General features: G+C 61.6%; 23 protein-coding genes and 1 tRNA gene. 14 read left to right on the plus strand and 10 right to left on the minus strand.

The window, feature by feature from the left end; all coding sequences use genetic code 11:
* Positions 1-11: 11 nt before the first annotated feature.
* Entirely contained in the window at positions 12-146 is a 135-nt protein-coding gene (gene rpmH, locus DT068_RS25870) for a 50S ribosomal protein L34 (RefSeq protein WP_119392794.1), read from the minus strand.
* 411 nt (positions 147-557) lie between these two features.
* Between rpmH and DT068_RS25875 the strand changes: the two genes are divergently transcribed.
* The 3 genes from DT068_RS25875 (at position 558) to DT068_RS25885 (ending at position 4,944) form a co-directional block, all read left to right on the plus strand.
* Complete coding sequence (locus DT068_RS25875) at positions 558-2,048, plus strand: sensor histidine kinase (RefSeq protein WP_119392795.1); 1,491 nt, start codon at positions 558-560, stop codon at positions 2,046-2,048.
* Positions 2,038-3,066, plus strand: a complete 1,029-nt coding sequence (locus DT068_RS25880) for a P1 family peptidase (protein ID WP_119392796.1) — start codon at positions 2,038-2,040, stop codon at positions 3,064-3,066. Before DT068_RS25875 ends, DT068_RS25880 begins: the two co-directional genes overlap by 11 nt.
* Positions 3,067-3,192: 126 nt before the next feature.
* Positions 3,193-4,944, plus strand: a complete 1,752-nt coding sequence (locus DT068_RS25885; protein WP_119392797.1) for an ATP-dependent Clp protease adaptor ClpS — start codon at positions 3,193-3,195, stop codon at positions 4,942-4,944.
* A 66-nt stretch (positions 4,945-5,010) separates the two neighbouring features.
* Here the strand turns inward: DT068_RS25885 and DT068_RS25890 are convergent, their stop codons facing one another.
* A complete protein-coding gene (locus DT068_RS25890; RefSeq protein ID WP_119392798.1) occupies positions 5,011-5,256 on the minus strand; it encodes a hypothetical protein in 246 nt (81 codons plus the stop codon).
* Between the two features lie 185 nt (positions 5,257-5,441).
* Here DT068_RS25890 and DT068_RS25895 point away from each other — a divergent pair, with 185 nt between their 5' ends.
* Positions 5,442-5,648, plus strand: coding sequence for a hypothetical protein (locus DT068_RS25895; protein ID WP_119392799.1), 207 nt, complete (start codon positions 5,442-5,444; stop codon positions 5,646-5,648).
* Between the two features lies 1 nt (position 5,649).
* Here DT068_RS25895 and DT068_RS25900 read toward each other — a convergent pair whose 3' ends face one another.
* Genes DT068_RS25900 through DT068_RS25920 form a run of 5 tightly spaced genes read right to left on the minus strand, consistent with a single transcriptional unit; the run spans position 5,650 to position 9,763 of the window.
* Entirely contained in the window at positions 5,650-6,285 is a 636-nt protein-coding gene (locus tag DT068_RS25900) for a hypothetical protein (protein ID WP_119392800.1), read from the minus strand.
* Positions 6,282-6,905: a hypothetical protein gene (locus DT068_RS25905; RefSeq protein ID WP_119392801.1), complete on the minus strand. Its 624-nt coding sequence runs from the start codon at positions 6,903-6,905 to the stop codon at positions 6,282-6,284. The genes DT068_RS25900 and DT068_RS25905 overlap by 4 nt, the downstream gene beginning before the upstream one ends.
* A complete protein-coding gene (locus tag DT068_RS25910; RefSeq protein WP_119392802.1) occupies positions 6,902-7,663 on the minus strand; it encodes an ABC transporter ATP-binding protein in 762 nt (253 codons plus the stop codon). Before DT068_RS25910 ends, DT068_RS25905 begins: the two co-directional genes overlap by 4 nt.
* The gene (locus DT068_RS25915; RefSeq protein WP_368905209.1) at positions 7,660-8,712 is read right to left on the minus strand and encodes a FecCD family ABC transporter permease; all 1,053 of its coding nucleotides are present in this window, start codon (positions 8,710-8,712) and stop codon (positions 7,660-7,662) included. Before DT068_RS25915 ends, DT068_RS25910 begins: the two co-directional genes overlap by 4 nt.
* Positions 8,713-8,719: 7 nt before the next feature.
* A complete protein-coding gene (locus tag DT068_RS25920) occupies positions 8,720-9,763 on the minus strand; it encodes an ABC transporter substrate-binding protein (protein ID WP_162914467.1) in 1,044 nt (347 codons plus the stop codon).
* 175 nt (positions 9,764-9,938) lie between these two features.
* On the opposite strand from DT068_RS25920, the gene DT068_RS25925 reads away from it, so the two are divergent.
* A complete protein-coding gene (locus DT068_RS25925; protein ID WP_368905211.1) occupies positions 9,939-11,093 on the plus strand; it encodes a Fic family protein in 1,155 nt (384 codons plus the stop codon).
* 114 nt (positions 11,094-11,207) lie between these two features.
* Here DT068_RS25925 and DT068_RS25930 read toward each other — a convergent pair whose 3' ends face one another.
* Positions 11,208-11,522 (minus strand): YciI family protein, encoded by a 315-nt coding sequence (locus DT068_RS25930; RefSeq protein ID WP_119392805.1) that lies wholly within the window; start codon positions 11,520-11,522, stop codon positions 11,208-11,210.
* 118 nt (positions 11,523-11,640) lie between these two features.
* On the opposite strand from DT068_RS25930, the gene DT068_RS25935 reads away from it, so the two are divergent.
* The 4 genes from DT068_RS25935 to DT068_RS25950 all read left to right on the plus strand — a co-directional run bounded on the left by DT068_RS25935 (position 11,641) and on the right by DT068_RS25950 (position 16,572).
* On the plus strand, positions 11,641-12,936 hold the full coding sequence (locus DT068_RS25935; RefSeq protein WP_162914468.1) for a PucR family transcriptional regulator: 1,296 nt from the start codon (positions 11,641-11,643) through the stop codon (positions 12,934-12,936).
* A gap of 96 nt (positions 12,937-13,032) precedes the next feature.
* Positions 13,033-13,800, plus strand: coding sequence for a hypothetical protein (locus DT068_RS25940; protein ID WP_368905213.1), 768 nt, complete (start codon positions 13,033-13,035; stop codon positions 13,798-13,800).
* Between the two features lie 248 nt (positions 13,801-14,048).
* Positions 14,049-16,382, plus strand: coding sequence for a Tex family protein (locus DT068_RS25945; protein ID WP_119392808.1), 2,334 nt, complete (start codon positions 14,049-14,051; stop codon positions 16,380-16,382).
* Positions 16,383-16,495: 113 nt separating this feature from the next.
* A tRNA-Arg gene (locus tag DT068_RS25950) sits at positions 16,496-16,572 on the plus strand.
* Between the two features lie 182 nt (positions 16,573-16,754).
* Here the strand turns inward: DT068_RS25950 and DT068_RS25955 are convergent.
* Complete coding sequence (locus DT068_RS25955; protein WP_119392809.1) at positions 16,755-17,180, minus strand: very short patch repair endonuclease; 426 nt, start codon at positions 17,178-17,180, stop codon at positions 16,755-16,757.
* Between the two features lie 80 nt (positions 17,181-17,260).
* On the opposite strand from DT068_RS25955, the gene DT068_RS25960 reads away from it, so the two are divergent.
* The 4 genes from DT068_RS25960 (at position 17,261) to DT068_RS25975 (ending at position 23,420) form a co-directional block, all read left to right on the plus strand.
* Entirely contained in the window at positions 17,261-18,208 is a 948-nt protein-coding gene (locus tag DT068_RS25960; protein WP_119392810.1) for a DNA cytosine methyltransferase, read from the plus strand.
* A gap of 2 nt (positions 18,209-18,210) precedes the next feature.
* On the plus strand, positions 18,211-20,322 hold the full coding sequence (locus tag DT068_RS25965) for an ATP-binding protein (protein WP_119392811.1): 2,112 nt from the start codon (positions 18,211-18,213) through the stop codon (positions 20,320-20,322).
* Positions 20,319-21,662 carry a hypothetical protein gene (locus tag DT068_RS25970; protein WP_119392812.1) on the plus strand — a complete coding sequence of 448 codons (1,344 nt, stop codon included), beginning with the start codon at positions 20,319-20,321 and terminating at the stop codon, positions 21,660-21,662. Before DT068_RS25965 ends, DT068_RS25970 begins: the two co-directional genes overlap by 4 nt.
* A gap of 90 nt (positions 21,663-21,752) precedes the next feature.
* A complete protein-coding gene (locus tag DT068_RS25975; protein WP_119392813.1) occupies positions 21,753-23,420 on the plus strand; it encodes a hypothetical protein in 1,668 nt (555 codons plus the stop codon).
* 185 nt (positions 23,421-23,605) lie between these two features.
* Here the strand turns inward: DT068_RS25975 and DT068_RS25980 are convergent, their stop codons facing one another.
* A complete protein-coding gene (locus tag DT068_RS25980; RefSeq protein ID WP_119392814.1) occupies positions 23,606-24,499 on the minus strand; it encodes a LysR family transcriptional regulator in 894 nt (297 codons plus the stop codon).
* Positions 24,500-24,652: 153 nt separating this feature from the next.
* On the opposite strand from DT068_RS25980, the gene DT068_RS25985 reads away from it, so the two are divergent.
* Positions 24,653-25,306, plus strand: a complete 654-nt coding sequence (locus tag DT068_RS25985; RefSeq protein ID WP_119392815.1) for a hydrolase — start codon at positions 24,653-24,655, stop codon at positions 25,304-25,306.
* Positions 25,307-25,322 lie beyond the last annotated feature (16 nt).

The raw sequence follows: 25,322 nt of genomic DNA on the forward strand, positions 1-25,322 counted from the left end.
CCCCGGCCCGCTTAAGCGGACAGCCGCTTGCGGCTACGCGAGCGGCGGCGCGCGATCACCTTGCGGCCTCCGGTCGTGGCCATGCGGGCGCGAAAGCCATGGCGGCGCTTGCGGACAAGCTTCGAGGGTTGATAAGTGCGCTTCACAATCGTTCTCCGTCATAGCCCTCTATATAGGCGCTCAATCCGTGGACCGGGCGGCCGGTCCGGAGGGCGCCGCGAGAGGGCAATCTCACTCGCTTCAGGAATGGCGCGGCATATAGGGTGAAAGAGCCGGCAAAGTCAATCTTTGCCGGTGACCACCGCTACCGGACGGGCCGAATACAGGGATTTACAGGGATTTGCAGGGAATTTTCGCAAAAAAGACCCCACCCCAGCAATATCAATGACTTAGTGAGAGGAGCAGGGAATTGCTCATCGCCGACAACTTTCCGGGCTCGCTTGCCCAACCTGGTATTTACGGAACTTGCGCCCGCAAAGGGAAGGGCCGCGCCGGATTAACGCGGATGCCAGCAGCACTTTGTCTCATCCGGGCCCAGGTGATAGGGTGCCGCCCAAATGGCGGAACCAGCCAAGCCAGCGCCGAACCGGACACCGGGCTTCCTCCAGGGGCTGTCGGGCAAGCTCCTGTTGCTCACCCTCCTCTTCGTGATGGTGGGCGAAATCCTCATCTTCCTGCCGTCCATCGCCAATTTCCGCCTCAACTGGCTCAAGAACCGGGTGGCCCAGGCCGAGATCGCCGCTTTGGCCGTCGAGGCCGCCCCCGACAAGATGCTGTCGGAGGACCTCAAGACCGAGATCCTCGCCGGCGCCGGCGTGCTGGTCGTCTCCCTCAAGAAGGGCGATTCGCGCCAACTCATCCTGCGCAGCGACAGCTATGACATGATCGATGCGAGCTACGACCTGCGCGACGGCAACATGGTGTCCTCGATCGTCGATGCCTTCAACACGCTCGTCTCGGGCAATGGCCGCGTCATCGGGGTCACCGACATCCCACCCAACATGTCGGGCGAGGTGATCGACGTGGCGCTCGAGGAAGCGCCCCTGCGCGCGGCGATGTTCCGCTATGCCCTCAATGTCTTCAAGCTGTCGCTGTTCCTCTCCGCGCTCGTCGGCTGCCTCATCTTCCTGGCGCTGCATCAAGTGTTGGTGAAGCCGATGCGAAGGCTCTCCGCCAATATGCAGGCCTTCGGCACAGGGCCCGAAAACCCCGAGCGCATCATCCAGCCATCCGGACGCAGCGACGAGATCGGCATCGCCGAGCATGAGTTGCATGACATGCAGGTCGAGCTCTCCTCGCTCCTCAACCAGAAGAGCCGGCTGGCGGCGCTCGGTCTCGCGGTGAGCAAAGTTAGCCATGACCTGCGCAACATGCTGTCCTCGGCGCATCTCATCTCCGACCGGCTGTCGATGGTGAACGACCCGACGGTGCAGAAATTCGCTCCCAAGCTCATCGCCTCGCTCGACCGGGCGATTTCGCTCTGCGTGCAGACGCTGAAATACGGCCGCGCCGAGGAGGCGCTGCCGCGGCGCGACAAGTTCATGCTCGCCCTTCTCGTCGATGAGGTGATCGAAAGCATTGCGGTCGACGCCTCGAACCGCATAGTACTCTACAACAACGTGCCGCAGTCACTCTCGGCCGATGCCGACCGCGACCAGCTGTTCCGCGTGCTGACCAACCTGGTGCGCAATGCGGCGCAGGCGATCGAGCAACGCGAGAGCGAAGGTCCCGCCGTCAGCGAGGGCATCATCACCATCAAGGCGTGGCGCGAGGGGGCGGTCGTCACGGTGAATGTCACCGATAACGGGCCCGGCATCCCCGAGCATGTGCGCGGCCGGCTGTTCGAGGCCTTCCAGAGTGCGGCGCGGCCGGGCGGCACAGGCCTCGGCCTCACCATCGCCGCCGACCTGGTGCGCGCCCATGGCGGGCAACTGTGGCTCACCGCCTCAGGCCCGGACGGCACCAGCTTCATGCTGACATTGCCCGACCGGGTGAGCGAGTTGCGCACCGGCAAGCGCGGCGCGCGAAGGTCCGCCCTTGACGCGTAAATCCGACGGCGTCGTCCAGGGTCCACGCAACCTCATCAGCGATGTCGGGGGCATCACCATCGGCAATGCCGAGAACTGGCTGGCGCTTACCGGCACCACGGTGATCCTTCCCGATGCGTCCGCTGTGGCGGCGATCGAGATCGGCGGCGGCGCGCCCGGCAGCCGCGAGACCGCGCTGCTCGATGCGGCCAATCTCGTCGAGCATGTGCATGCACTCATACTTTCGGGCGGCTCGGTCTTCGGCCTCGATGCGGCGTCCTCCGTCACCATCGACCTGGCGAAACGCGGTGTCGGCTTTACCTTCGGCGCGCAGCCCGTGCCCTGCCCGGTCGTGCCGGCGGCCATTCTGTTCGACATCATGAATGGCGGGGCCAAATGGCCCGGTGACGAGCCGCCCTATCGCGACCTCGGCCGCGAGGCGCTCGCCGCCGCAACCGCCGATTTCGCGCTGGGCAACAAGGGCGCAGGGCTCGGCGCACTTGCCGGGCAACTTAAAGGCGGGCTCGGCAGCGCGTCTTCGTGCTTTCGCGACTTCACGGTCGGAGCGCTCGTCGCCGTCAATTCGGTGGGCTCCTGCGTCATTCCCGGCACCCCACGGCTGTGGGCGCGCGACCTGGCGCTCGGCGATGAGATGGGCCCAGAGCAGGAGCGCACCGGCGCCCGCGCCGACACGCATCCGCTGCATGACAGCAAGTTCGATCCGAAGCCCGGCCAGAACACCACCATCGCGGTGGTGGCGACGGATGCGACGCTGACCCGCGTCGAGGCGAAGCGGCTCGCCATCATGGCGCGCGACGGGCTCGGACGCGCCATAAGGCCCATCCATACGCCCTTCGACGGAGACACGGTCTTCGCGCTCGCGACGGGCAAGAAGGCGCTGCCGGAGCAAAGGCAGCCCACGATCGCGGCGCTCGGCGCCATCGCCGCCGACACGCTGACGCGGGCGATCGGGCGGGCTCTGTGGTTCGCAGAGACCGCTGGAGGGCATCCGAGCTATCGCGAGAAGTTCCGGCTGTGAATTTGGCTGCCGTCCCAGTACTCAAGAATACAATCAAAAGTTGTTAAACGAGAGATATTTTGACAGAGGTTGCAGACTTGCGGCATAAGCAGCCGGAGCTTCCGAGTTGTTACGGCGATGGGTCCTATGAGCAACACGACCGCAGAAATCGGCGATAAGCAGATCATCCTCCACAATGACGAAAGGACGCCTGAGGCCTTCGTCGTGGACCTCCTCAGCTCGGTTTTCGGCAAGACTGAAGCCGAGGCGAGAGCGTTTACCACGGCCATCAGCCAGGATAGCGAGGCGGTGTGCGCGGTCCACCCTTCCACGATCGCTGATATTCTGCTGGCCAAGGCAGAAGAGCGCATCCGTTCGGCGGGTCATCCGCTGCGCGTCACCTCGGCAGTCTTGCCGAATAGCGGCGGATCACGTTGCGGCTTTTGCGGCAATGAGGCCGCGACTGACCACCCTCATTTCCGGGGCCATGCGGCACTGATCTGCGACGCCTGTGTTCAGACTGCCGCCACCCATCTCCTGGAGACCGTGCGGCGAAAGACCTTCGATTACGCCTATGAGGCGATCGGCTGGCATTTCGCCGGACTGGCCCAGGAAGAGATCGTCACCACGACACGGCAGTTTCCGGGACATATGCGCGCCGATGTGCAACTGGCAATCGATGAGCTGTTCCCGGCTTCGCCCATTCGCTTCTTCGGCGTGCATGAGCCGCATCGCTACGAGACGCTCACCTTCTCGAGGCTGATGCAGGATGGCCGGGACGCCGCTTCGCTCGTCGCCGCGCAATTCCAGGATGTCGACATAGGCGAGGATGAGCCCGTCCGCTGCCTCAAGAATGGCCTGTGGCTGAGGCGCGAAGGAGATCTGCGCTTTGTCGTCGTGCTGTCCGCCCATCGAGAGTATGGCGAGAGTGCTGGTACCTGCGTCGAGATCGCGGTTCCAGTCGGGGAAGCGGGCGCAGCCTTCGTGCAACGCTCATTCAAGGCACTCGAGACCGCCGTCGACAGGGCGAACAGCTATCGCGGCAAGGTGCTTTCCTTCGAAGGCGAGGCGGACTACCACGGACGGGCGAAAGGTCTCACCGTGCATCGCCTGCCCGCGGTGCAACGGGAGGCCGTCATCCTGCCGGATGTGACCTTGCAGCTGCTCGATCGCAATGTGCTGGGTTTCGTCAACAGTCGAGAAAGGCTGCGTCAGCTTGGCCAGTCCACCCGCAAGGGGGTGCTGCTCTATGGCCCGCCGGGCACCGGCAAGACCCATACGATCCGCTATCTGGCCAGCAATCTTCCCGGCCACACGACGCTGATCATCACGGCCGGCCAGATGGGGCTTCTGCCGCAATACATGACGCTCGCCCGCCTCTTACAGCCGGCGCTGGTCGTGATCGAGGACGTCGATCTCATCGCGCGCAGCCGGGAAATGATCCGCGGCTGCGAGGAGCCGCTGCTCAATGCGCTGCTCAACGAAATGGATGGCCTGAAGGAGGATGCCGACATTATTTTCGTCCTCACCACCAACCGGCCGGAGCAGCTCGAAGCAGCGCTTGCCGGCCGGCCTGGCCGCATCGACCAGGCGATCGAAGTGCCCTTGCCGGACCAGATTGGCCGCGAAAAGCTGGTACGTCTTTATGGCGCCGGCCTCGATCTGCCGGATGCGCTGGTCAGCGAAGCTGTCGCGCGAACGAAGGGCGTGAGTGCCGCCTTCATCAAGGAGCTGATGCGCCGAACCGCGCAATCGAGCCTGACACGCGGCAGCCATGGCGCGGTGATCTCGGAGGACATCATCGAGGCCCTGAACGACATGCTCTTCTCGGGCGGCCGGCTCAATGTCGTGCTGCTGGGTGGCGCTGCCAATGAAACCGACGAGGCCGTTGACGGTTAGGTGATGGTCTCAAGCTCACATGTCCATCGCTTGCGCGATCTCGATCGTGCCGCCGTTATGCGCACCTCAGAAGGGGATCAGAACCACGTAGATGGCAAGAAAGCCTGCAATCCACATTCCGATGTTGACCGGCCAGGACGGGTGAGGCGTCGCCTTCCAAGCGAAAAACGCGCTCGCGATGCCCAAACACAACGCGACGAGGCCAATGACCGGAGACCGCGCCATTGGAATCATCTGATCATCAAAAAGAAGAAAAATCGCGCCAGTGATGATCAACTGGGCCGTGAGCCCTAACAGAAAGGCGCGTTTCACGCGGCCCTCCCGGTACCTTCTTCAGGGCTGATCATGGGCTTGGCCATGGCCGCACTATATTCGGCCTGTAACAATTCGGCCAGAACCTGAAATTTCAGCGCGCTGAGCGGCCCCACCCGCAAAAATCAGGCGCGCCGCGAGCGTGCTGGCGGAACATTTCTGGTTGACGTCCATTAATCCGGCAAATGGACCGAAAAGCCCTACGTGCAAAGATCGCGGAGCTTCGCGACGCCGCAGAACAGGCTCGCGCACTCGCCGTGGATTTGACTGCCCCCGAAGCAGAGCAGGGATTTCTGGAACTCGCCAGGAAGCTGGAGGACGAAGCCTCCGCCCTGGAACGACAGGCGGCCAAAAAGCCGGATAAAACGGACAAGGGACGAGAGGGGAAATGAGCTACTGGCGCCGTCGCGCCCTCCTCCGTCCGGCGGCGGCATCCTCGGCGAGCCAGGGAAGGAAACCGTCGAGGAAACGGGTCGTGGCCGGCATGAAATAATGGCCGTGATGGAAGAGCGGGTCGAGGCTGGTGAGGATCATGCGGCCCGGCGTCGTCACCTCATCGACATAGAGAATCGCCCTGCCCTCGCGGTCGGTCAACAGCACTTCGGCGCCAGCAGGCGTCGCGAAATGACCATGCAGATGCCAGGCGACGTCGCGCGGCCCGATGCGCCGGAAAAGCGGATGCGCCGGCGCCGCAATCCTGACGCCGAGATCGCCGTTGGGATCCAGCCACCACCAGAAATTCGTCTCGACCGGCGTGAAGCTGATCGACGGCAGCCAGCGCTCGCTGTGACACTCGCCCATCGCGACGATCGTTCCGCCCCAGTCGAGATAGGCGCGAAGGCGATCGCTGTGCGGCATGATGCGATGGGCCGCCGTCCGGCACGGCACGAGCAGCGCGCCATAGCCGTCGAGATCGGTATCGGCGAGCGCTTCCGGCCGGACCACACGGTCGAAGTAGCGGCGGTAGCGCGGACCTTCCAGGCTCTCGAGCTGGTAGGCAGCGCCCGCATTGACGGCGAGAATGCTCATGCGGCGACCTCGGCGTTGCGGCCGGCGAGCGCCCAGTCGACGATCCGCTCCGCGATCAGGACATCGACGCCCGCCTGGTCCGCCGCACCCCAGATGTCATTGCCCGAATGGACGAAAAGACCGCCGCCTCCCGGGGCAAGCCATTCCCAGTCGATCGGCCGCCGCTCCGGGCCTATGCCGGTCAACAGCGTGGCACCCGGCAAAGGCGGGTTGTGCCCCCGGCCATAGAAGCCGGCGACGCCCTTCTGCGTTTGATGCACCTCTGCGGCGATGCCGGCGAAGACGGGATGCGGCGCCAGCCGTTGCAGCACCAGATCGCTCCGTCGTTGCGTGGCGAGCGGCACGAAAGGCTGCATGCCGTCAATGAACGGTCGTACGACATGGCCGTTGAGGACGATGCGGCCGCCTCTGGCGAGGAAGCCTGCTATCATGCTCCGGCGCATGTCGAAATCGATCTGGTCGAGATAGATCGTCGCAACGAGGCCGTCAGCCGCGTCGAGGTCGGCGGGCTTGAGATCGACCTGGCGCACCAGGCGCAGCCTGCCCGCCTCGATCTGTCGCAGGATCGGCTCAGGCGGCGGACCGTCATCCGATTCGATGAACAGCGCCTGCGGCCTCATGCCGGCACCGATGCGCCGAAGACGGGGATCACGCCGCTCACCATCCGGCCGCCGGCTGCCGCTTCCACCTCCACGATGCGCACCGGGATGCCGTAGAGCCGGCCGAGATTGTCTTCGTTCAAGACCTTGCCGACCGGCCCGAATATGTGGTCCTCGGCGCCATAGAGCATGAGCGCGTCGTCGGCGACGGCGCTCGCATGCTGCGGCAGGTGCGTCGAGAAGACGATCGTGTGGCGGCCTTCGGCTTTCAGCCTATCGACCACGCCGAGGAAGCGGTCCTGGTTGCGCAGGTCGAGCGCCGAGGCCGGCTCGTCGAGGATCAGCACGCCGGCGTCCGTCGCCAGGGCGCGGGCCAGCAGCACGAGCTGCCTTTCGCCGCCCGACAGCAGGTCGAAACGCTGGCGCGCCAGAGCCGAAAGACCGACGCGCGTCAAGGCGCGGTCGGCGGCGTCGCGGTCGTCCCGGCTCGGCGTCGCGAAAAGCCCACGCCTGGCGACGCGCCCCATCGTCACCACGTCGCGCGCCCGGTAGCTGACGGTCGCCGCGGAGGCCTGCGGCACATAGCCGACGACAGGCGGCGCCGAACGGTCGCCTTCGTTGAGCGCCAGGAAGCCGAGCAGGCTACGGATCAATGTCGTCTTGCCGCGCCCATTCGGCCCCAGCACCGCCACGCAGCGGCCGGCATCCGGCGCGAAGTCGAGGCGCCGGAAGATCCAGCGCTCGCCGAAGCGCACTCCCGCCGCGCGCAGGCCGATCATCGTCGCGACTCGGTGTAGTACATGCGCCGCAGCAGGATCGCGAAAATGGGCGCGCCGATGGCGGCGGTGAGGACACCGAGCGGTATCTCCGCGGCCGTGGCGTTGCGCGCGACCGTATCGATGGCCACCATATAGGCGCCGCCGAGCAGGCCCGAGGCCGGAACGAGGATGCGGTGATCCGGGCCGACGAGGAGACGCGCCGCATGCGGAATCACGAGGCCTACCCAGCCGACGATGCCCGAGACCGACACAACGCCGCCGGAGATCAGCGCGACGAGCAGGAAGAGGATCCAGCGCTCGCGCTCGACGCGGATGCCGAATGACCTGGCTTCGTCCTCGCCGAGCGACAGGAGGTTGATGCGGAAGCGCAGCAGCATCAGACCCAACGCGCCGATGACGATGGGCAGCGTGGCGATGCCGACCCTGAACCAGGTAATGGACGCGAACGATCCCATCAGCCAGGCGACGATCGCCGGCAAAGTGGAATCGGGATCGGCCACGAACTGCACGAACGACACCAGTGCGGTGAACATCGCCGCCACCACGACACCCGCCAACACGACCGTCATGGTGTCGCTGCGCCCGTCGACGCGCGAGATGAAGCCGACGAGCAGAAGGGCCAGCACCCCGAAAGCGAAAGCCGAGCCGATCAGGACCATGCTGGATTCGCCCAGCAGGATCGCCAGCGCGCCGCCGAAAGCAGCGCCGGCCGTGATGCCCAGTATATCGGGCGACACGAGAGGATTGCGAAACAGGCCCTGGAGTGCCGCTCCCGCCATGGCGAGGCCCATGCCGGCCAGCGCCCCCATCAGGACACGCGGCGCCCTGACCAGGAGCACGATGCGCTCCTCCAGCGTCTCCGCCGACGCGCCGCCCGCCCATCGGGTGATGCTGTCGAACACTTGCGATGGCGCTATCGACAGCCGGCCGAGGCAGATGCCGCCCAGCATCGCCGCGCCGAGAAGCACGGCGAAGACAACGAGCCACAGAAGCTCGCCGTCGTAACGCCGGCCGCCTTTATCGACCGCTATCGAAGCCGGTGCGGACAAGACAGGCTCACTTGCGCGAGAACTTGTCGTAGCCCGCACCCTTGGCATTCATATCGAGCAGCAGCACCTGGTCGAGCTGCTCGGGCGTCGGTTCATGGCCGTAGATCCTGACATACCATTCGGCCGTGGCGGCGCGGACATCGAAGCTGAAGCGATCGGGATGCAGGATCGAGGCGAGCCACATCCACATCAGGGGTGAATCCTGGCTGGGCGGATCCCAGCGATAGCCGCCGACGGGGACCTTGTAGACCCGCTTCGCCTTGGCCGCCCTGGTGGCGCCGAGGATCGGGTCGTCATAGATCTTCGCGACGCTGACCTGCGGCTCGAACGAGCCGAGGAGGATGACATCCGGATCCCAGGCCGCAATCTGCTCGAGCCCGACGGCGCCCCAGCCGTCGATATCCTTCGCCGCATTGACCCCGCCGGCCAGATTGATCTGCCACTCCATATAGGAGCCCTTGCCCTCGGTCTGGAATTCGGGCGTGGTGTAGAAGAAATAGGCGACCTTCGGCCGGTCGGCATCGGCGAGGCCCGCGAGTCCGTCCTTCAGGACCTTCGCCGTATCGTCGCGCCATTTCATCAGCATGCCGAGCTTGTCCGCATTGCCGGTGGCGGTGGCGACCAGCGTCATGATCTGCCGGGCATTCTCTTCGGCGCCATAGACGATCGCGGCGGTGTCGATGCCGGCATTGGCAAGCGGCGTCACGCCATCGTCCTTGCGGTTGCCCCATTGGATGACGAGGTCGGGCTTCAGCGCCGCCACCGCCTCGACATTCGGGATGAAGCCCTTGGAAGCGCCGCCGGCGATGATGTCGCTGCGAATGTCATGCGCGGCCGGGAAGAACTGTCCGAGGATGCCTTCCTCGATCGCCAGCTTCGATTCAGGATGCATGGCGATCAGCCTTTTCGTGCCGCCATCAAGGGCGATCACCGTGGAGGCCCAGGGAACCGGGAAGACGATGACGCGCTCGGCCGGTTTCGCCAGGGTGATCGTGCGGCCGGTCATGTCGGTGATCGTCACGGGGTCGGCGAGAGCCGGCAACGCCGCCAAGGCGGCACATCCCATCAGTCCAAATAGTCCGCTTGCCCACTTCTTAAGGCGCATTTCCACTCTCCCCGCTCAGCTCTGTTTGGCTATTCCCAGCCGGCCGGAGAATTTCCTACTATTTTAGTCGGAAATTAGCAATCCATATGATTCATAACGTCAATCTGTGCAAAACCAAGCGGTGAGGCAGCAGCTGACCGCGCAAGCTGGCAGCCATGGCGAGGTGGAAAATCGGGTCCAATCGGGTATTATTGGGTATGAAATCGGATATGAGAGTGCCGTGGACATGAGGGACCCCAAGCTCATACTCGGTCCCGATCTCGTGAAGCTCATCGCAGAAATCGATGAGTTCAAAGGGAGGTGGGAGGCCCTCAAGACACTTTCGCCGGACCGCCTCAACGCGCTCCGCAAGGTGGCGACCATCGAGAGCATCGGCTCCTCCACGCGCATCGAGGGAGCGAAGCTGTCAGACGCCGAGGTAGAGGACCTGCTCTCGCGGGCAATCTCCATCAAGTCCTTCAAGACCCGTGACGAGCAGGAAGTGGCCGGGTATGCCGAGGCCATGGATCTCGTATTCGAGACCTACGCCGACATGCGTCTCACCGAGAACCATATCCGCCAGTTACACCAGACCTTGCTGCGTCATAGCGATGCGCGCCATCGCGGCTCCTACAAGACGCTCGCCAACAATGTCGTGGCGCTCGATGCGGACGGGCGGGAGATCGGCGTCGTGTTCAAGACAACCTCGCCTTTCGAGACGCCGCACGAGATGGAGGCGCTCGTCGCCTGGACACGGAAAGCGCTGGATGAGGAAGCTTTGCACCCTCTCCTTGTCAACGCCGTCTTCATCGTCACGTTTCTGGCGATCCATCCTTTTCAAGATGGAAATGGACGGGTCTCGCGCGTGCTCACCACGCTCCTCTTGTTGCGAGCCGGCTATGCTTATGTGCCATATGCCTCGCTGGAGCGCGTAATCGAGGAAAACAAGGATCTGTACTACAAGGCACTCCGGCGCACGCAGACGACCCTCAAGAGTGAAACGCCGGATTGGGAGCCATGGGCTGGCTTTTTCCTGCGCTGCCTCAAAAAGCAGAAGGATAGCCTTGCGGCGAGACTGGACCATGAGCGGGTCGCTCGGAGCAACGAGGCCGATTTGCCGGCACTATCGATCCAGATCCTCCGAGCACTGAGGGCGAAGGAACGCTTGACGATCGCGCAACTTGCATCAATCACCGGCGCCAATCGAAACACGCTCAAAGTGCGTCTGCGCGAGCTGGTCGCAGACAAGCGCGTGCTGCAGCACGGCAAAGCGCGCGCCACATGGTATTCACTATGAGCGCCGGGCCGCCGAATATCGACAAACCAACTTACGGGTAACACCGCCGCAGGATTTCGCGCCAGAGGGGCGCGCAACCATGCCCCTCTGTCCATCTTGTCTCGCTGCAACCCCCTACATGTCGATCGCTTCGGCGATCTCGATCGTGCCGCCGGCCTTGAGGATCGGGCAGCCCTTGGCCTTGCGGTGGGCGTCTTCGAGGCTCGAGGCCTCGATCAGGCTGTAGCCGCTCGCCGGGTTGGCGCCGCCATCGGAAGCCAGCGAGCCGTCCGGCTTGACGGTATAGGATTTACCGACCGGATTGCCGCCATCGATCACCGCGGCCCCCATGGAGCCAAACCAGGCACCCCAGGCATCCATGGTCTTCTGGATGTCGGCGGGATCCGCCGGGGCCTTCGCGCCATGAAAAACAAACAGGTATTTCGCCATTGCACTGCTCCTTCATTGTCAGGTTTCACATCCCGGAATGTCGACTATCCCTAATCCATGCCCTTGAACATGGCAGAATTTCCGATAAATTGGGCTATTCTGCTGTGAAGACTTAACAATGACAGTTGATCCCGGGCCGGAGGCCCTTCGGCACGCTTTGGCCCGGTTCGGCGAGACGGGCCTCGTCCCACAAGCCGGCGCCGCCCTCGGGCGCACAATGGACCGCACGCGCAGGCTTCTGCGCGAGGCCGTGCTGGCGCAGGTTCCGGCTTTCTCCAGCTCAGGCAATCCCGATGTGCTGCCGGAGCTCGACCGGCATGGGGCCGAGCATCTCGAGGAAATCCGGCGGCTCACGAGCGGCGGCAAGATCGGCGATTTCGGATTCGTGACGGCGCAAGCCGAGCGCTGGGCGGCGCAGCGCTTTCCGCTCGAAGCGGGCCTCAATGCCCATCGGTGCCTGCAGCGCATCCTGGCGCAGTGGCTGGGCGATGCCGCCTGCGTGTCTGGTCTGGACGCTCTCCCCGCCGTGGTCGACTTCATCGCCGAATATACGAATACCGTGAGCGCCATCGCCACGGCCAACTATGTCGATCGCATCCGCGCGCTGGCAGAAGAAGAAGGCGACCGGCGCAGCGAATTGTTCAACATCCTCCTCAACGGCTATGACGAAGCCGACGGCCGCGTGGCCAGGCTTCTGAAACGCGCCGGCTATCTCGAGCAGCGCCAGGCCTATTGCATCGCCACCGTGCAGCCCATCAATGCGGCGGAGATGGAAAGTGCCGCCCGGGCGCAGCGCATCGTGACTGCGCTGTCGGCGACGCTGCAGGCGGCGTCCATCCGCATGCTGGCCGGCATCCGCAACAATGCCGTGGTCGCCGTCATCTCGGCGCGCCGCCGGCAATCCGGCTGGACGGCGCCGCAAGCCAACCTGGCCGAGCGCATCCACCCGATGCTGCTCATGCTGGGACCGGCCGTCCTGGTCGGCGTCAGCGCCGATCATCCCTCGACCTCGTTCCTGCCGAAGGCGCTGCATGAGGCGACGATCGCGCTCGATTTCGCCAGCGTCGACAACCGCGTGGTGCAATTCGCCAAGCTGCCCATCCGGGGCCTCCTGGTGCATCGCGGCACCGACTATATCAAGTCAGCGCCGCCCAACTGGGTCGCAGCCCTCATCGCCGCGGACACGAAAGCCTCGGGCGCCCTCGTCCAGACATTGCGGGCCGTGGCCGACGCCGACATGAATGTGCAGAAGGCGGCCCGCCTCCTCGGCAAGCACCCGAACACGATCTATATCCGGATCGAGCGGATCCGCGAGCTCACCGGCCTTGACGGCCAGCGCTACCACGACCTGACCGAATTGCTGCTGGGCGCCGATTGCGCCGCAGCCGGGTCACGCCTGATGCGGGCCGAATGAGGCCGACCGGCCGGTGCCGCGCTGCGACGTCTGAACCGATCGCCCCGGCGCTTTGGTGACCGGGACCATACAATATGATGTAATCCATCCACCACAATGCACCATGGCAGCGTTCGAACAGGGCCTGCGGCGGCCGGAAATAGCCGCTCAAGAATGAAAGGGCTGAACCGCGCTTTCACGACAGCATTGCTGCTCTTCTTTTCCACAGAAGCCCTGGCCGAGACCTGCAGCGAGGTCGATGCCGATGCGCAGCGGCTGCTGGCATCGCCTGCCCAGCGATCCGATCTCGCCACGCTGAAGCATATTGCGCGGCGGGCCATGGCGAATTCCGGATGTCGCGGCGAATATGTCTATCGACTGGCGCGGGATCTGACGCTGGCCGCGCTGGGCGATATCGAGAAAAAGGCGGCAGCGGAAAGCCGCCCGCTTGCATCGCGCGAGCTTCAGACGCTGTCCGAAATCTCCCGACCCTGGCAGCTCATGACCGCTCTGGGCGACGCCCATTTTGCCGAAAGGGCCTGGCTCAAAGCGTTCGATGCCTATGACATCGCGCTGGGCAATCTGGATATGGCGAAAGGCGACGAGCGGCGACTCTATGGCGATGTCTATGCAAGAGCCATCGTGGCAAGGGCAATCCTGGAAAACGAGTCGGCGAATGACCGCAGTGACTCGCGTCCGACCGCGCCGCAATTCCGCACATTCCGCGGAGGGCCCGCCGTCGATCGGGCGTTCCTGGACGAAGCGTTGTGGAACAGGGTTGGGCTGTCGGCCGACCGGCGCCTTTTGCAAGCCTATCTGGTGGAGTTTCCGGATGGTGCGCATGCGGCCATGGCGAAGACCAGACTGACGGAGCTGGCGAAGTAAATCGCATGTTGGGTGCAAGCGCGAATGCGACGGCACTCCCCACTCTCCGTCATCCCGGCGAAAGCCGGGATCCATTAGGCTGTCGGAAAATGACGAGCCATTGCCGGTTGGTCTTATTCAGGGGGTCCCGGCTTTCGCCGGGATGACAGATGGGGTTGTGTGTGCAATCTGCTCGCGTCACTTGAAGAATCAAGGAAGCGCCTTGATATGGCGGCAAGCTTCCCCCTATCCACTTGACGAGGTGTTTCTTGCTTCCTTCCATCCAGGCGCGCATTGCGGACGAACTCAAGGTCAAGGGAGAGCAGGTCCAGGCCGCGGTCGATCTCATCGATGGCGGCGCCACCGTGCCCTTCATCGCGCGCTACCGCAAGGAAGCCACGGGATCGCTGGACGACGCGCAATTGCGTATGCTGGAAGAGCGGCTGCGCTATCTGCGCGAGCTGGAGGAACGGCGCAAGGTCATCCTCTCGTCCATCCGTGACCAAGGCAAGCTCGATGCGGCGCTGGAAGCGCAGATCATGGCAGCCGACAGCAAAAGCAGGCTCGAGGACATCTATCTCCCCTATAAGCCGAAGCGCCGCACCAAGGCCGAGATCGCCAAGGAAGCGGGACTCGAGCCGCTGGCCGATCTTCTGCTGGGCGATCCCGGCAAGGATCCCAGGATCGTGGCCGAGCCCTATGTCTCGCCTGAGAAGAATGTCGCCGATGTGACGGCCGCGCTCGACGGTGCCCGCGCCATCCTCATCGAGCGTTTCGCCGAAAATGCCGACCTGATCGGCGCCTTGCGCGAGGAATTGTGGGCCAATGCGCGCCTCAAATCCGAAGTGCGCGAGGGAAGGAAGGAGGCGGGCGCCAAGTTCAGCGATTATTTCGACTTCGCCGAAGCCTTCACCAAGATGCCGTCGCACCGCGTGCTGGCGCTGTTCCGCGGCGAGCGCGAGGAGGTGCTGAGCCTCATGGTGGAGCAGGACGATCCGGCGACGCGGCCTACGGTCAGCGTCTATGAGCAGCGCATCATGCGCATATATGGCATCACCGACCAGGGACGGCCGGGCGACAAATGGCTCGCCGAGACGGTGCGCTGGGCCTGGCGCACCAAGATCTTCATCACGCTGTCGATCGATCTGCGCCTGCGGCTGTGGACCGCGGCCGAGGAGGAAGCGGTGCGCGTCTTCGCCGGCAATCTGCGCGACCTGCTGCTGGCGGCGCCGGCGGGCGCCCGCCCGACGCTCGGCCTCGATCCGGGCTTCCGCACCGGCGTCAAGGTGGCGGTGGTCGATGCCACCGGCAAGGTGGTGGCGACAACGGCGATATTTCCGCATGAGCCGCAGCAGCGCTGGGACGAGGCGATCGCCGTCCTGGGCAAGCTGGTGCTGGAGCACAAGGTGGAGCTGATCGCGATCGGCAACGGCACCGCCTCGCGCGAGACCGACAAGCTGGCCGGCGAGTTGGTCAAGCGGCTCAGCCTTCCCAAGCTCACCAAGGTCGTGGTGTCGGAAGCCGGCGCTTCGGTCTATTCAGCCTCCGCCTATGCCTCGGAAGAACTGCCCGGCCTCGATGTGACCTTGCGCGGCGCCGTGTCGATCGCAAGGCGGCTGCAGGATCCGCTGGCGGAACTCGTCAAGATCGATCCCAAATCGATCGGCGTCGGCCAGTATCAGCATGATCTCAGCGAATACAAACTGTCGCGCTCGCTCGATGCGGTGGTCGAGGATTGCGTGAACGGCGTCGGCGTCGACCTCAACACGGCATCGGCGCCGCTGCTGGCGCGGGTTTCAGGCATCGGCGAATCCCTGGCGCAGGGCATCGTCGCCCATCGCGACGCGCATGGAAAATTCGCCAGCCGGAAGGGTCTCAAGGACGTGCCGCGGCTCGGCCCCAAGGCGTTCGAGCAATGCGCCGGGTTCCTGCGCATCAACGGGGGCGATGACCCGCTCGATGCCTCGGGCGTGCATCCCGAAACCTATCCCGTCGTGCGCCGCATCATCGAGGCGACGAAGAGCGACATCAAGCTCCTGATCGGCAATGCGCCGGTGCTGCGCGGTCTCGCCCCCAGGGCCTTCGTCGATGAGCGCTTCGGCCTGCCGACCGTCACCGACATCCTGCGCGAGCTGGAGAAGCCGGGACGCGATCCCCGGCCCGCCTTCAAGACGGCCGAGTTCAAGGCCGGCGTCGAGACGCTGAACGATCTGGAGCCCGGCATGGTGCTGGAAGGCGTCGTCACCAATGTCGCGGCCTTCGGCGCCTTCGTCGATGTGGGCGTGCATCAGGACGGGCTGGTGCATGTCTCGGCCATGTCGAAGAGCTTCGTGAAGGACCCGCGCCAGGTGGTGAAGCCCGGCGACATCGTCAGGGTGAAGGTGCTGGAGGTGGACAAGCCGCGGAAGCGCATCAGCCTGACGCTAAGGCTCGATGACGAGGTGGGCAGCCAGCCGGCGCGGCCGGCCGGCGGCGGCGACCGCAGTGCGCCGAAGCGCGCCATGGCTGCCAGCCCCAGGCCTGGAAAGGACACTTCGTCCGGCGGCGCCCTGGCCGATGCCCTGCGCAAGGCAGGGCTCGGCACGCCCGACAAAAGGCGTTGATATCCATCGCTTTTTACGGGAATGCCCCCCGCGAAAAGCGTCGCTTGCCTTTGTGGGAAAGCCGTATTAGAGAGTGCGCCCGCGGACGGCCCTGCCGTCGCTTATCCCAATGCGCGCCCGTAGCTCAGCTGGATAGAGCACCAGACTACGAATCTGGGGGTCAGAGGTTCGAATCCTTTCGGGCGCGCCAAATTTTCGCGGTCCATACCGGAGACATGGGTTACGGATTATTCCGGAGACATGGGTTACACTCTTGGCCCGAAAGGGTTCTCAAGTGGTTCCATCCGGCACTGCGGATCATCGGAAGCATTTCCGTTGCGCCCGCTTTGATGGATGGCATCGACCAGAAGATCAGTTGCCCGCAATTCTTCCTTACGGCTCGCGTCCACGCCGGGTTACCTTTCTCAGAACACGTTTAACATGGCCCGCCAACTTCACTGGATGGCTTTTGATGTCATGTTCCCAAAACCGGATGACTGTCCATCCTTCATCTCGCAGCATTGCGGTAACCCGTTCGTCTCTTGTTCTATTTTTTTCAATCTTGGTTTTCCAAAAAGAAGAATTCGTTTTCGGGCTCACACTGTGGACCGGGCAGCCATGCCAGAAGCATCCGTCACAAAACACAGCAACGCGGGACCGGGGGAAAGCAACATCGGGCTTCCCTGTCACTTGGTGATGCAAGCGGTAGCGGAGCCCGGCTGACCAGAGCGCCTTGCGGAGTATTATTTCGGGCTTAGTGTCTCGGCCTCGTATCTGGGACATACAGTGGCTTCTTTGCCGTGGATTCAAAACATCCATAGTCTGGCTCCATTTTGTGCCTGGTCAGACGAAATCCGACCTGGTAGCCTGGCCCGCGTTTTCATCGGTTGGGGCGCGGAATGACCAGGACACTCGACATTTTCAGCGGTGGCGGCGGCGGCAGCTACGGTGCACGCAACGCCGGAGCCAAAATTGTCTGCGGTATTGATCTTTGTGAAGTAGCAACGGCTACTTATGAAGAAAATTTCCCTGAGGCCATTACCATCACAAAGGCGCTGGAACATATCAACCCCCGAAAGCTTCACGACTCCATCGGGGACATTGACCTGCTTCTGGCGTCGCCCGAATGCACCAATCATACCTGCGCCAAAGGTTCGGCTCCGCGGTCGGAAAAGAGCCGTGCCACAGCCATGCAAGCCCTGCGCTTTGCCAGGGAGTTCAGACCGCGTTGGCTAATCCTGGAGAACGTCGTCCATATGCGCCCGTGGTCTCGCTACGGCGAACTTAAGCAGGCGCTTAAGGATATTGGTTATCACCTGACCGAATTTGTCCTGGACGCCTCCCACTTCGGGGTACCCCAGAGACGCCGGCGGCTTTTTCTAGTCTGTGACCTTGAGGGGCCTGTAACTGCAATCAAGCGGCCGCGCCGCAAGCGCAGGATCGTCAGTGATATCCTCGACCCGCCGGGTACCTGGGAGACAACACAGCTTTTCAGCCCGAGGCGGGCAAAGCCAACACTGGAGCGGGCCGAAAGGGCCTTTGCGGAAGTGGGTAAAGGTGTAAGCTTTTTACTAGTCTACTATGGAACGGACGGCGGCGGCGGTTGGCAACGATTGGACTGCCCTCTGCGAACCATAACGACTATCGATCGTTTCGCTCTGGTTGAACCGGGCGATGACGGCCACCAGATGCGCATGCTACAGGTACCGGAACTGAAACGAGCCATGGGGTTCAGAACCGACTTTTTGTTGAACCATGGCACGCGACGGGAGAACATTAAAATCCTCGGCAACGGCGTTTGCCCGCCGGTGATGGAGGCGATTGTCAAGACCATTACTTCAGGGTGACCATGGCCGTTGCGGTCCGAAAAAAAGGTAAGAGCGGGAAGCTGGTTTTCAAGGTGCGGCCGCGCCTTCTGACTCTGCTCGGTGATCAGCTTATCAAGGACGCCAACCTAGCGGTCTTCGAGTTGGTAAAGAACGCATATGATGCCGATGCTACCGTCTGCGCCGTCACACTTGAACACCCGACAGATCCGTCGAAAGCGTCGATCACCGTCGAAGACGACGGCGTGGGGATGGACGAGGAAACACTGCGCAACGTTTGGATGATGATCGCGACCGATTTCCGCGCGCTACAACGGCAGGAAGATAAGCGCACCAAGAAATTTCATCGGTTCCCACTCGGGGAAAAAGGTCTCGGCCGCCTATCTGCTCACAAGCTTGGCCGCTCTATCCGCCTGATCACGCGGAAGCGCGGGGGAGAGGAACTTATTCTGGATTTTGATTGGGACAAGATCGAAAACGCGGACGATCTGGAAAGTGCAGGAATTGAGCTTGAAACGCGCGATCCGGAAACATTCAAAGGCAATCAGCACGGCACTTGCTTCGAAATAACCCGCCTGCGAGAGGCCTGGAACCGTGGTCAGGCCCGACGCCTTCACCGCGCAGTCAATAGCCTCTGCTCACCATTCCGTGGGCCTGAAGACTTTGAAGTGTTGCTGTCGATTCCTCATCATGAGGATTGGCTCAAAAATCTCTTCACCGCCGAAGATGCCAACAAGTGCGCCATCTATCATGTACGGGGATCATTCGAAGCGCAGTCCGGAACGTTTGACTACACTTTCACACCACCACGCGGGTATTCAAAGCAACTCGCGAAAACAACAGAAAAGGGTAGGAAAGTTGCGTTGGAGAAGAAGGTTCAAAACAGCAGAAAGAGTGAACCGCTCGACCTTTCAAAGCATAAGATCGGTAAAGTGAGTTTCGACTTCTGGTTTTTTGACCGCGATCCCGCGGTTCTTCGTGAAGTAACCGACGATGTAAAAGGACTCAAAGACTATCTGGATGAGAACGGAGGCATTCGTATCTATCGCGACGGCATCCGAGTCTACGACTTCGGAGAACCCGGCAACGATTGGCTCAATCTCGACATCCGCCGTGTCAACACGCCGACTGCCCGCACAAGTAACAACCAGATTCTCGGCGCCTTACGGCTCGACGCGACCGAAAGCGGTGACCTACGGGAAAAGACGAACCGCGAAGGGTTCATAGAAAACGAGGCCTTCGAAGATTTCCGCTCCGCGGTGATCAACATGCTCACGCAAATCGAGGCGGAAAAAACTAAGGACCAACGCAGGCTTCGGGAAGTCCTCGGCAAAGGTACCGGCAAGCGGGTTTTTGAAAAGCTTGCTGAGGTACGCGAAGTGCTGGAACGCAAAGGCAAAGATGTCCTCGCAGAAGTCGAGCCGAAGCTGAAGGCCGCTGAAAAGGAAATGGAAATCTATCGCGATCAGCTCTTGCACGCCGCCGTTCCAGGCCTGTCGATTGGAATGATGCTGCATGGGGCAGAGAAAATATTGGATGAGCTGCGCGCCGCAACAAATAAGGGGGCGGATGCTGAAAAAATCAAAGAACTTGTGGATCAACTGTATCGGGCTATGCGCCCGATCACAAACCTTCTTAAGAACCCAACGCCCGGAAAGACCTCGGCCGGCGTCCTTATCAAGGAGGCGCTTTTCAGCGTCGAATTTAGGTTGAAGACACATCGTATCACCCTGCTAAACGGCATGGATGAGGGGTGTCCCGATTTCAAAGTTGAAGGCTCCAAGCAAATGCTGATTGCATCGATCAATAACCTGATTGACAACAGCATCCACTGGCTTGAGATACGAAGCCCGAAGCAAAAGTATGTTTATATAGGCACCACTAGAGAGCTGGAGCACGGCCCGGCCATTGTAGTCGGAGACAACGGGCCAGGCTTCGGCAAAGATGATCCTGAAGACTTGATTGCACCATTTTTCACTCGACGGGCAGGCAGCATGGGCCTTGGCTTGTACATCGTCAGCGAGGTTATGCGCGTAAACAAGGGGCAGATAGTTTTCCCCGGCGCAGGCGATGTCGATCTTCCTGACCAGATTGACGGAGCGGTTGTCGCTCTACAATTCTTGGAAAGACCATGATAAATCAACTCGCTTCGCCCTCGGTCTGCGTCGTTGACGACGACCCGAAGGAATACGGACCGATCCTTGCCGCCTTAAACAATCTCTATGTCAGTTGCATCCATATACTCGGAAACGAAATCTCCGCTCTTCCGGCGCAGCCCTTTAAACGCCTTCAACTGATTTTTCTCGATCTGCATTTGAACAACTCCGTAGGAAAGACGGCGGCCTCCCACACCGCAAATGTCTTTACTAAGCTTGTGTCCACGCAAACAGCGCCGATTGTCGTTGTCATCTGGAGTAAGTACGCCCAAGTGCCGGATGGTGGCGATGAAACTGCGGCCGAACTTTTCAAAAAGACGCTTTTGAGGGCAGAGCCGGGATACAAGGGAAAGCTCATATTCGTGGAAATGCCAAAACCAATGCCGGATGCCCGCCCGGAGGATTGGACGGGTGAATTGCGTACTGAAATCGAAAAAGCGCTCACCGATCAGGCCGCGGTAGAGGTACTTTGGACATGGGATTCCACGGTGCGGGATGCCTGCATGGGAGTCAGCGAAGGACTGACCGCAATAGCGGCAGTATCGGCCGACAAGGCCGGAACAAAATTGACCGAGAGCCTGACCGACGCGATGCAACGTCTCGCGAAGGCACAAGGAGAAGGTGACCTTTCGGCCGCAACGGCCCCAGGTCACTTGATCACCGTCCTTACCCAGTTGCTCATAGATCAATTGGAAAATTCGGATACTAAAGCTCTCGCCGCACACGGAAAGTGGCTCGCAACTGAGCCTCCAAAAGCGGCCCCGGCGGACTTTGCGGCTCAAATGAACGGTCTCTTGTTAACGGCGTCGGCGTCACCGGACACGACCCCGTTCATGCCCGGGACTGTCTATCGTTTGAGCGATGTGAGGAGGTTCGGCGATCTATATGGCGGTGATCTCGTATCGTTCATGGACGTCTGCACGTCTTTGAAATCCACTCAACCAAAATGGCATGACTGGCTTAAAGACGCATGGCCGGTTCTGGTCGAGATTTCGCCAGCGTGTGACGTGGCTCAAAACAATCGCGTGAATACGTTGCTGGTCGGCGGCCTTATCGTTCCCGCGGCTCTGGGTCCGCACAGAAAGCCCAACGGCGATTCATTCGCTTGCCTTCCATTGATCCATCTTCGCTGGCCCGCGCCGGATTTTGCGGCACAGGATGCCGCTTTGATTTTTTGCTATCGATACAAGGTGGCAGGCCCGATTGATGCGATCCCTGATTGGGTCGTACCGTGGTTTCGTTTGCGCGAAATGCCGACTGCTTCACTGCGTGCAGCACATTCTGGCCATGCGGCACGGATCGGTTACGTCTTCATATAGGAATAGATTGAGCAGCCCGACGTCCGCCAGACTCAGACTGTCCCCGCCAGTCAAGCTGGTAGCAGTTCAAAACTCCATTGGATTTTGCCAATGACAGGCGTTGCCGAACCTATCTTGCAGACGAAGTTTGACGAGCTTCGGGCGCAGGCTCGCAAAACGTGGAATGGACTTGAACGCGAAGCCGTCATCGAGATTGTCCGCGCCGCTGATTACGCGGCCTATATTATGCACTGTTCGGGAGAAGGCCCCGATTCTCTGGATGAGGCCTCTCTGGACGAGTTGCAGTTAATTCTAAGCGGTGTTGCGTCTGCTCTAGCTACCTTCTTGCCATTGATGAAGGGCGGCAAAGGATTACCCTTTGGCCCGTCCACGCCTCAAGTTGCCCACTGGATCGATTCGATGCTCTTCGAGTTCGGCACCCTTGCCCGCTTGCGGCGCTTGGCCGCCATGGAACGGTACAGCTTGGCGCGAAGCAAAATGGTCGACGCAACGACGATACGGATAGAGATGCAGGCGGGTGTCGCGGAATTAATGGACGTACATGCTGGGCGTTGGTTGACACTCGAAACCAAGCGCCGCATTGCGCTGATGCAGCATCCACCACCCGATAGGAAGTATATAGAAGGCTTGTTAGATGCCACTTCCAGCGTGCATGACGGATGGTTCATCAGTTACGAAGGCCATCAGGACCTCAGAGAAGTCTACCGTCAACGCGCGATGATCGAAGTTCTTGGTTGCGTCGAGGCCGAAGCACTGCCTCACGAAGCTATGATCGGTGGCAGACCGTTTGCCGAATGGCGCGCGATTTGCGTCGCATCACTCGAGCGCGTATTCAACCACGTCGCTTACGCTTCACGCCTTATGACGCGGTTTCCCGCTCTATCAATTCGCAATTTGCTGACGGTGCCGGTGCTTCAGGAGGATGCCCGTGCAGTGTGGATCGAAGCGGGAGATCGTCCCGGTTATGCGAAGGATACGATCTCACACTTAGCCTTGGATGCGCAGTCAATAGGTCCATGGCAGCACCATCATGAGATTCCAGCTCCTTTTTATATCGATGTTGGCGATGGCTGGTTCCTGCTTCCTCTGTTTGGCGGTCTCCTCAATCCAGTCTGCGGCCTTGTACGGACCTTACGACTGAGACACATGCGCGATTGGGACAAGGCAGTGGATGGGCGCGAAGCGTATTTTCGCAATGACCTGAGAAAGCACTTTGGCGAGCCGCGCTTCCATGTACCTGATCATGGCATGACACTACGACGCAACGACGGCAGCCATATCACGGACGTGGATGCAGCCATTCTCGATCGAGAGACGGGCTCTCTTGCTCTCGTTCAATTGAAATGGCCGGATATATACGGCATGTCTCCGAGAGAGCGCGAAAGCCGCAGGCTCAATCTCCTCAAGGCCAATGACTGGGTGGACCGGGTCGCCGGTTGGATCGCCGGGCGAAACGCCAGACAGGTAGCGAAAACCCTTGGCATGCCCGACAGAGCATCCGAATCGAAGACGCCAGTACTTATGATCATTCCGCGCTATGCGGCGCGGTTCACACTAAATGACCACCTCGATGACCGCGCCTGTTGGGTCGCATGGCCGGAAGTGGCGCGGATGCGGATCGAGCAAAAGCGAATCTCCAATCCTCTGGCGGAACTCGAGCTCAAGTTTAAGGGCGGCGGCTCTCTGGCGCCCTACGATCGCCCCGAGGAAGTCACCTATAAGCTTTATGACCTGGACGTGCACGTTTCGGTGTTATGAAGTAAGGCTTGGGAAGGCTATGGAGTAGACATAGTTCATATTTTCGCCTGAGGTGGTGCGCCATCCTTCTTCGGTCTATTCTTGGGACATGGGTTCCACTTTATTCCGGAGACATAATTCCGGAGACATAGGTTACACTTTTTGCCGTCGCTGCGAAGCAGCGGCTGCAGCAACCCGTTCGTGTTTCAACGGTCGAGACCCCAGACATCCGGATTTCGTGCGAAGTGCTCGATCAGCATCTCGGTGAGGACACGGACTTTGCGCGTGGGGTGCTGACCCGGCGGTCGGACGACATAGGCGCCGGCCGAAGGTGGGGGATAGCGTGTCATCACCGGAACGAGCGCGCCGGAGGCCCTATAGTCGTGCGTGATGCAATCGGGGAGCCAGGCGATGCCGAGTCCCGCCGCTGCAGCAGCGGCAAGCGCCGCAGCGTTGTCGGCCTTGAACCTGCCCTGCGGCTGAACCGTGACGATCTTGTCGCCATCCATGAACTGCCAGGCTTCCGTTCCCTGCATGAGGGCCTGATGGTCGACGAGCTGCTCCACCGTCTCAGGTGAACCATGCGCTTTGATGTAATCCGGGCTGGCGACAAGCTTCCCATAGATCGGCCCGATGCGTTTCGCGATCAGGTTGGAGTCCTGAAGGTAACCAACCCGGATCGCGCAATCGAAACCCTCGGCGATGAGATCGACGAAGCGATCGCTGTAGGAAGTATGGATATGGAGCTGCGGGTGGCGCTGCGCCATTTCGGCAAGCACGGGCGCGAAGTGGGTCGGGCCGAAGGAAAGCGGCATGGCAACCCTCAGGCGACCGCGCAACTCACCGCTGGGCAAGATCGTTTCCCTGGCCGTGTCGATCTCGGCGCTGGCTCGGGCCGCATGGTCCCTGAACGTGATCCCCGCTTCCGTAAGTGCTGCGCCGCGGGTCGTGCGTGCAAGAAGCTGAACGCCGAGTTCCGCTTCGATCCGGAAAAGCCGCCGACTGACGATTGACTTGGAGACGCCGAGCCGGCGCGCGGCGGCCGACACGCCCCCTGCATCGGCCACCGCGACGAATGTCTGTAGATCTTCGATGTCCAATTCGGCGTTCCTTGTTTCGCGACACAGCGTGCCTGATCATGGCACTACCGGATCACCGAAGGGAACAGCAAATTGCGTCCAGGCAACGTCGCCCGCTGGCGCATGTCTCCCATGAACCTATTGCCGTCCATATCGGCAGAGAAGGAAGTCTTGATGACCCCTCGTAACGGCCTCGATTCGCTTCTTCGTCCCGAAGACTCAGTCCTCGTTCTGATCGATCACCAGCCCTATCAACTCGCGAACCTGAACAGCCACGATCCGCAAGCTGTGGTCAACAACACGACCGCGCTGGCGAAGCTGGCAAAAGCCTTCAATGTTCCGACCATTCTCACCAGCGTGATCGCGGCGCGCGGTGGCCTTCTCTTCAAGCAGATCACCGACGTATTTCCGGACCAGGACGTCATCGATCGCACCTGGGTGAACACCTGGCAGGACGAGAATGTGGTGAAGGTCGTCAAGGCGACCGGCCGCAAGCAGCTGATCATCGCCGGCCTGTGGACCGAGGTCTGCGTCGCAATGCCTGTGATCCAGGCCGCCGGCGAAGGCTGGGACGTGACCGTGATCACCGACGCGTCGGGGGGGATTTCGAAGGAGTCTCACGAAGTTGCCATCCAGCGAATGATCGCGGCCGGCGCGAATGTGATGACCGTGATGGCGCTCGCCGGCGAATGGCAACGCGACTGGGCGCGCACCGAGCATGTCGAGGAGCTGACCGAGATTCTCATCCAGCACTTCAGCGGCAGCGGCATCGCGTATCTCTGGGAACAGCAGCTGCTCAACACGCCAGTGCCAAACGCCGCGGGCTAAGCTGAACAGGGATGAC

It is taken from the genome of Taklimakanibacter lacteus (genome assembly GCA_003576695.1).
GTDB lineage: Bacteria > Pseudomonadota > Alphaproteobacteria > Rhizobiales > Aestuariivirgaceae > Taklimakanibacter > Taklimakanibacter lacteus.

What these genes read in the sequence shown, in the direction of transcription:
- DT068_RS25875 (WP_119392795.1), top strand. Translation starts at nt 558, where the DNA reads ATGGCGGAACCAGCCAAGCCAGCGCCGAACCGGACACCGGGCTTCCTC.
- DT068_RS25885 (WP_119392797.1), top strand. Translation starts at nt 3,193, where the DNA reads ATGAGCAACACGACCGCAGAAATCGGCGATAAGCAGATCATCCTCCAC.
- DT068_RS25895 (WP_119392799.1), top strand. Translation starts at nt 5,442, where the DNA reads ATGGACCGAAAAGCCCTACGTGCAAAGATCGCGGAGCTTCGCGACGCC.
- DT068_RS25900 (WP_119392800.1), bottom strand. Translation starts at nt 6,285, where the DNA reads ATGAGCATTCTCGCCGTCAATGCGGGCGCTGCCTACCAGCTCGAGAGC.
- DT068_RS25905 (WP_119392801.1), bottom strand. Translation starts at nt 6,905, where the DNA reads ATGAGGCCGCAGGCGCTGTTCATCGAATCGGATGACGGTCCGCCGCCT.
- DT068_RS25910 (WP_119392802.1), bottom strand. Translation starts at nt 7,663, where the DNA reads ATGATCGGCCTGCGCGCGGCGGGAGTGCGCTTCGGCGAGCGCTGGATC.
- DT068_RS25930 (WP_119392805.1), bottom strand. Translation starts at nt 11,522, where the DNA reads ATGGCGAAATACCTGTTTGTTTTTCATGGCGCGAAGGCCCCGGCGGAT.
- DT068_RS25935 (WP_162914468.1), top strand. Translation starts at nt 11,641, where the DNA reads ATGACAGTTGATCCCGGGCCGGAGGCCCTTCGGCACGCTTTGGCCCGG.
- DT068_RS25940 (WP_368905213.1), top strand. Translation starts at nt 13,033, where the DNA reads ATGCACCATGGCAGCGTTCGAACAGGGCCTGCGGCGGCCGGAAATAGC.
- DT068_RS25955 (WP_119392809.1), bottom strand. Translation starts at nt 17,180, where the DNA reads ATGGATGTTTTGAATCCACGGCAAAGAAGCCACTGTATGTCCCAGATA.
- DT068_RS25960 (WP_119392810.1), top strand. Translation starts at nt 17,261, where the DNA reads ATGACCAGGACACTCGACATTTTCAGCGGTGGCGGCGGCGGCAGCTAC.
- DT068_RS25965 (WP_119392811.1), top strand. Translation starts at nt 18,211, where the DNA reads ATGGCCGTTGCGGTCCGAAAAAAAGGTAAGAGCGGGAAGCTGGTTTTC.
- DT068_RS25970 (WP_119392812.1), top strand. Translation starts at nt 20,319, where the DNA reads ATGATAAATCAACTCGCTTCGCCCTCGGTCTGCGTCGTTGACGACGAC.
- DT068_RS25975 (WP_119392813.1), top strand. Translation starts at nt 21,753, where the DNA reads ATGACAGGCGTTGCCGAACCTATCTTGCAGACGAAGTTTGACGAGCTT.
- DT068_RS25985 (WP_119392815.1), top strand. Translation starts at nt 24,653, where the DNA reads ATGACCCCTCGTAACGGCCTCGATTCGCTTCTTCGTCCCGAAGACTCA.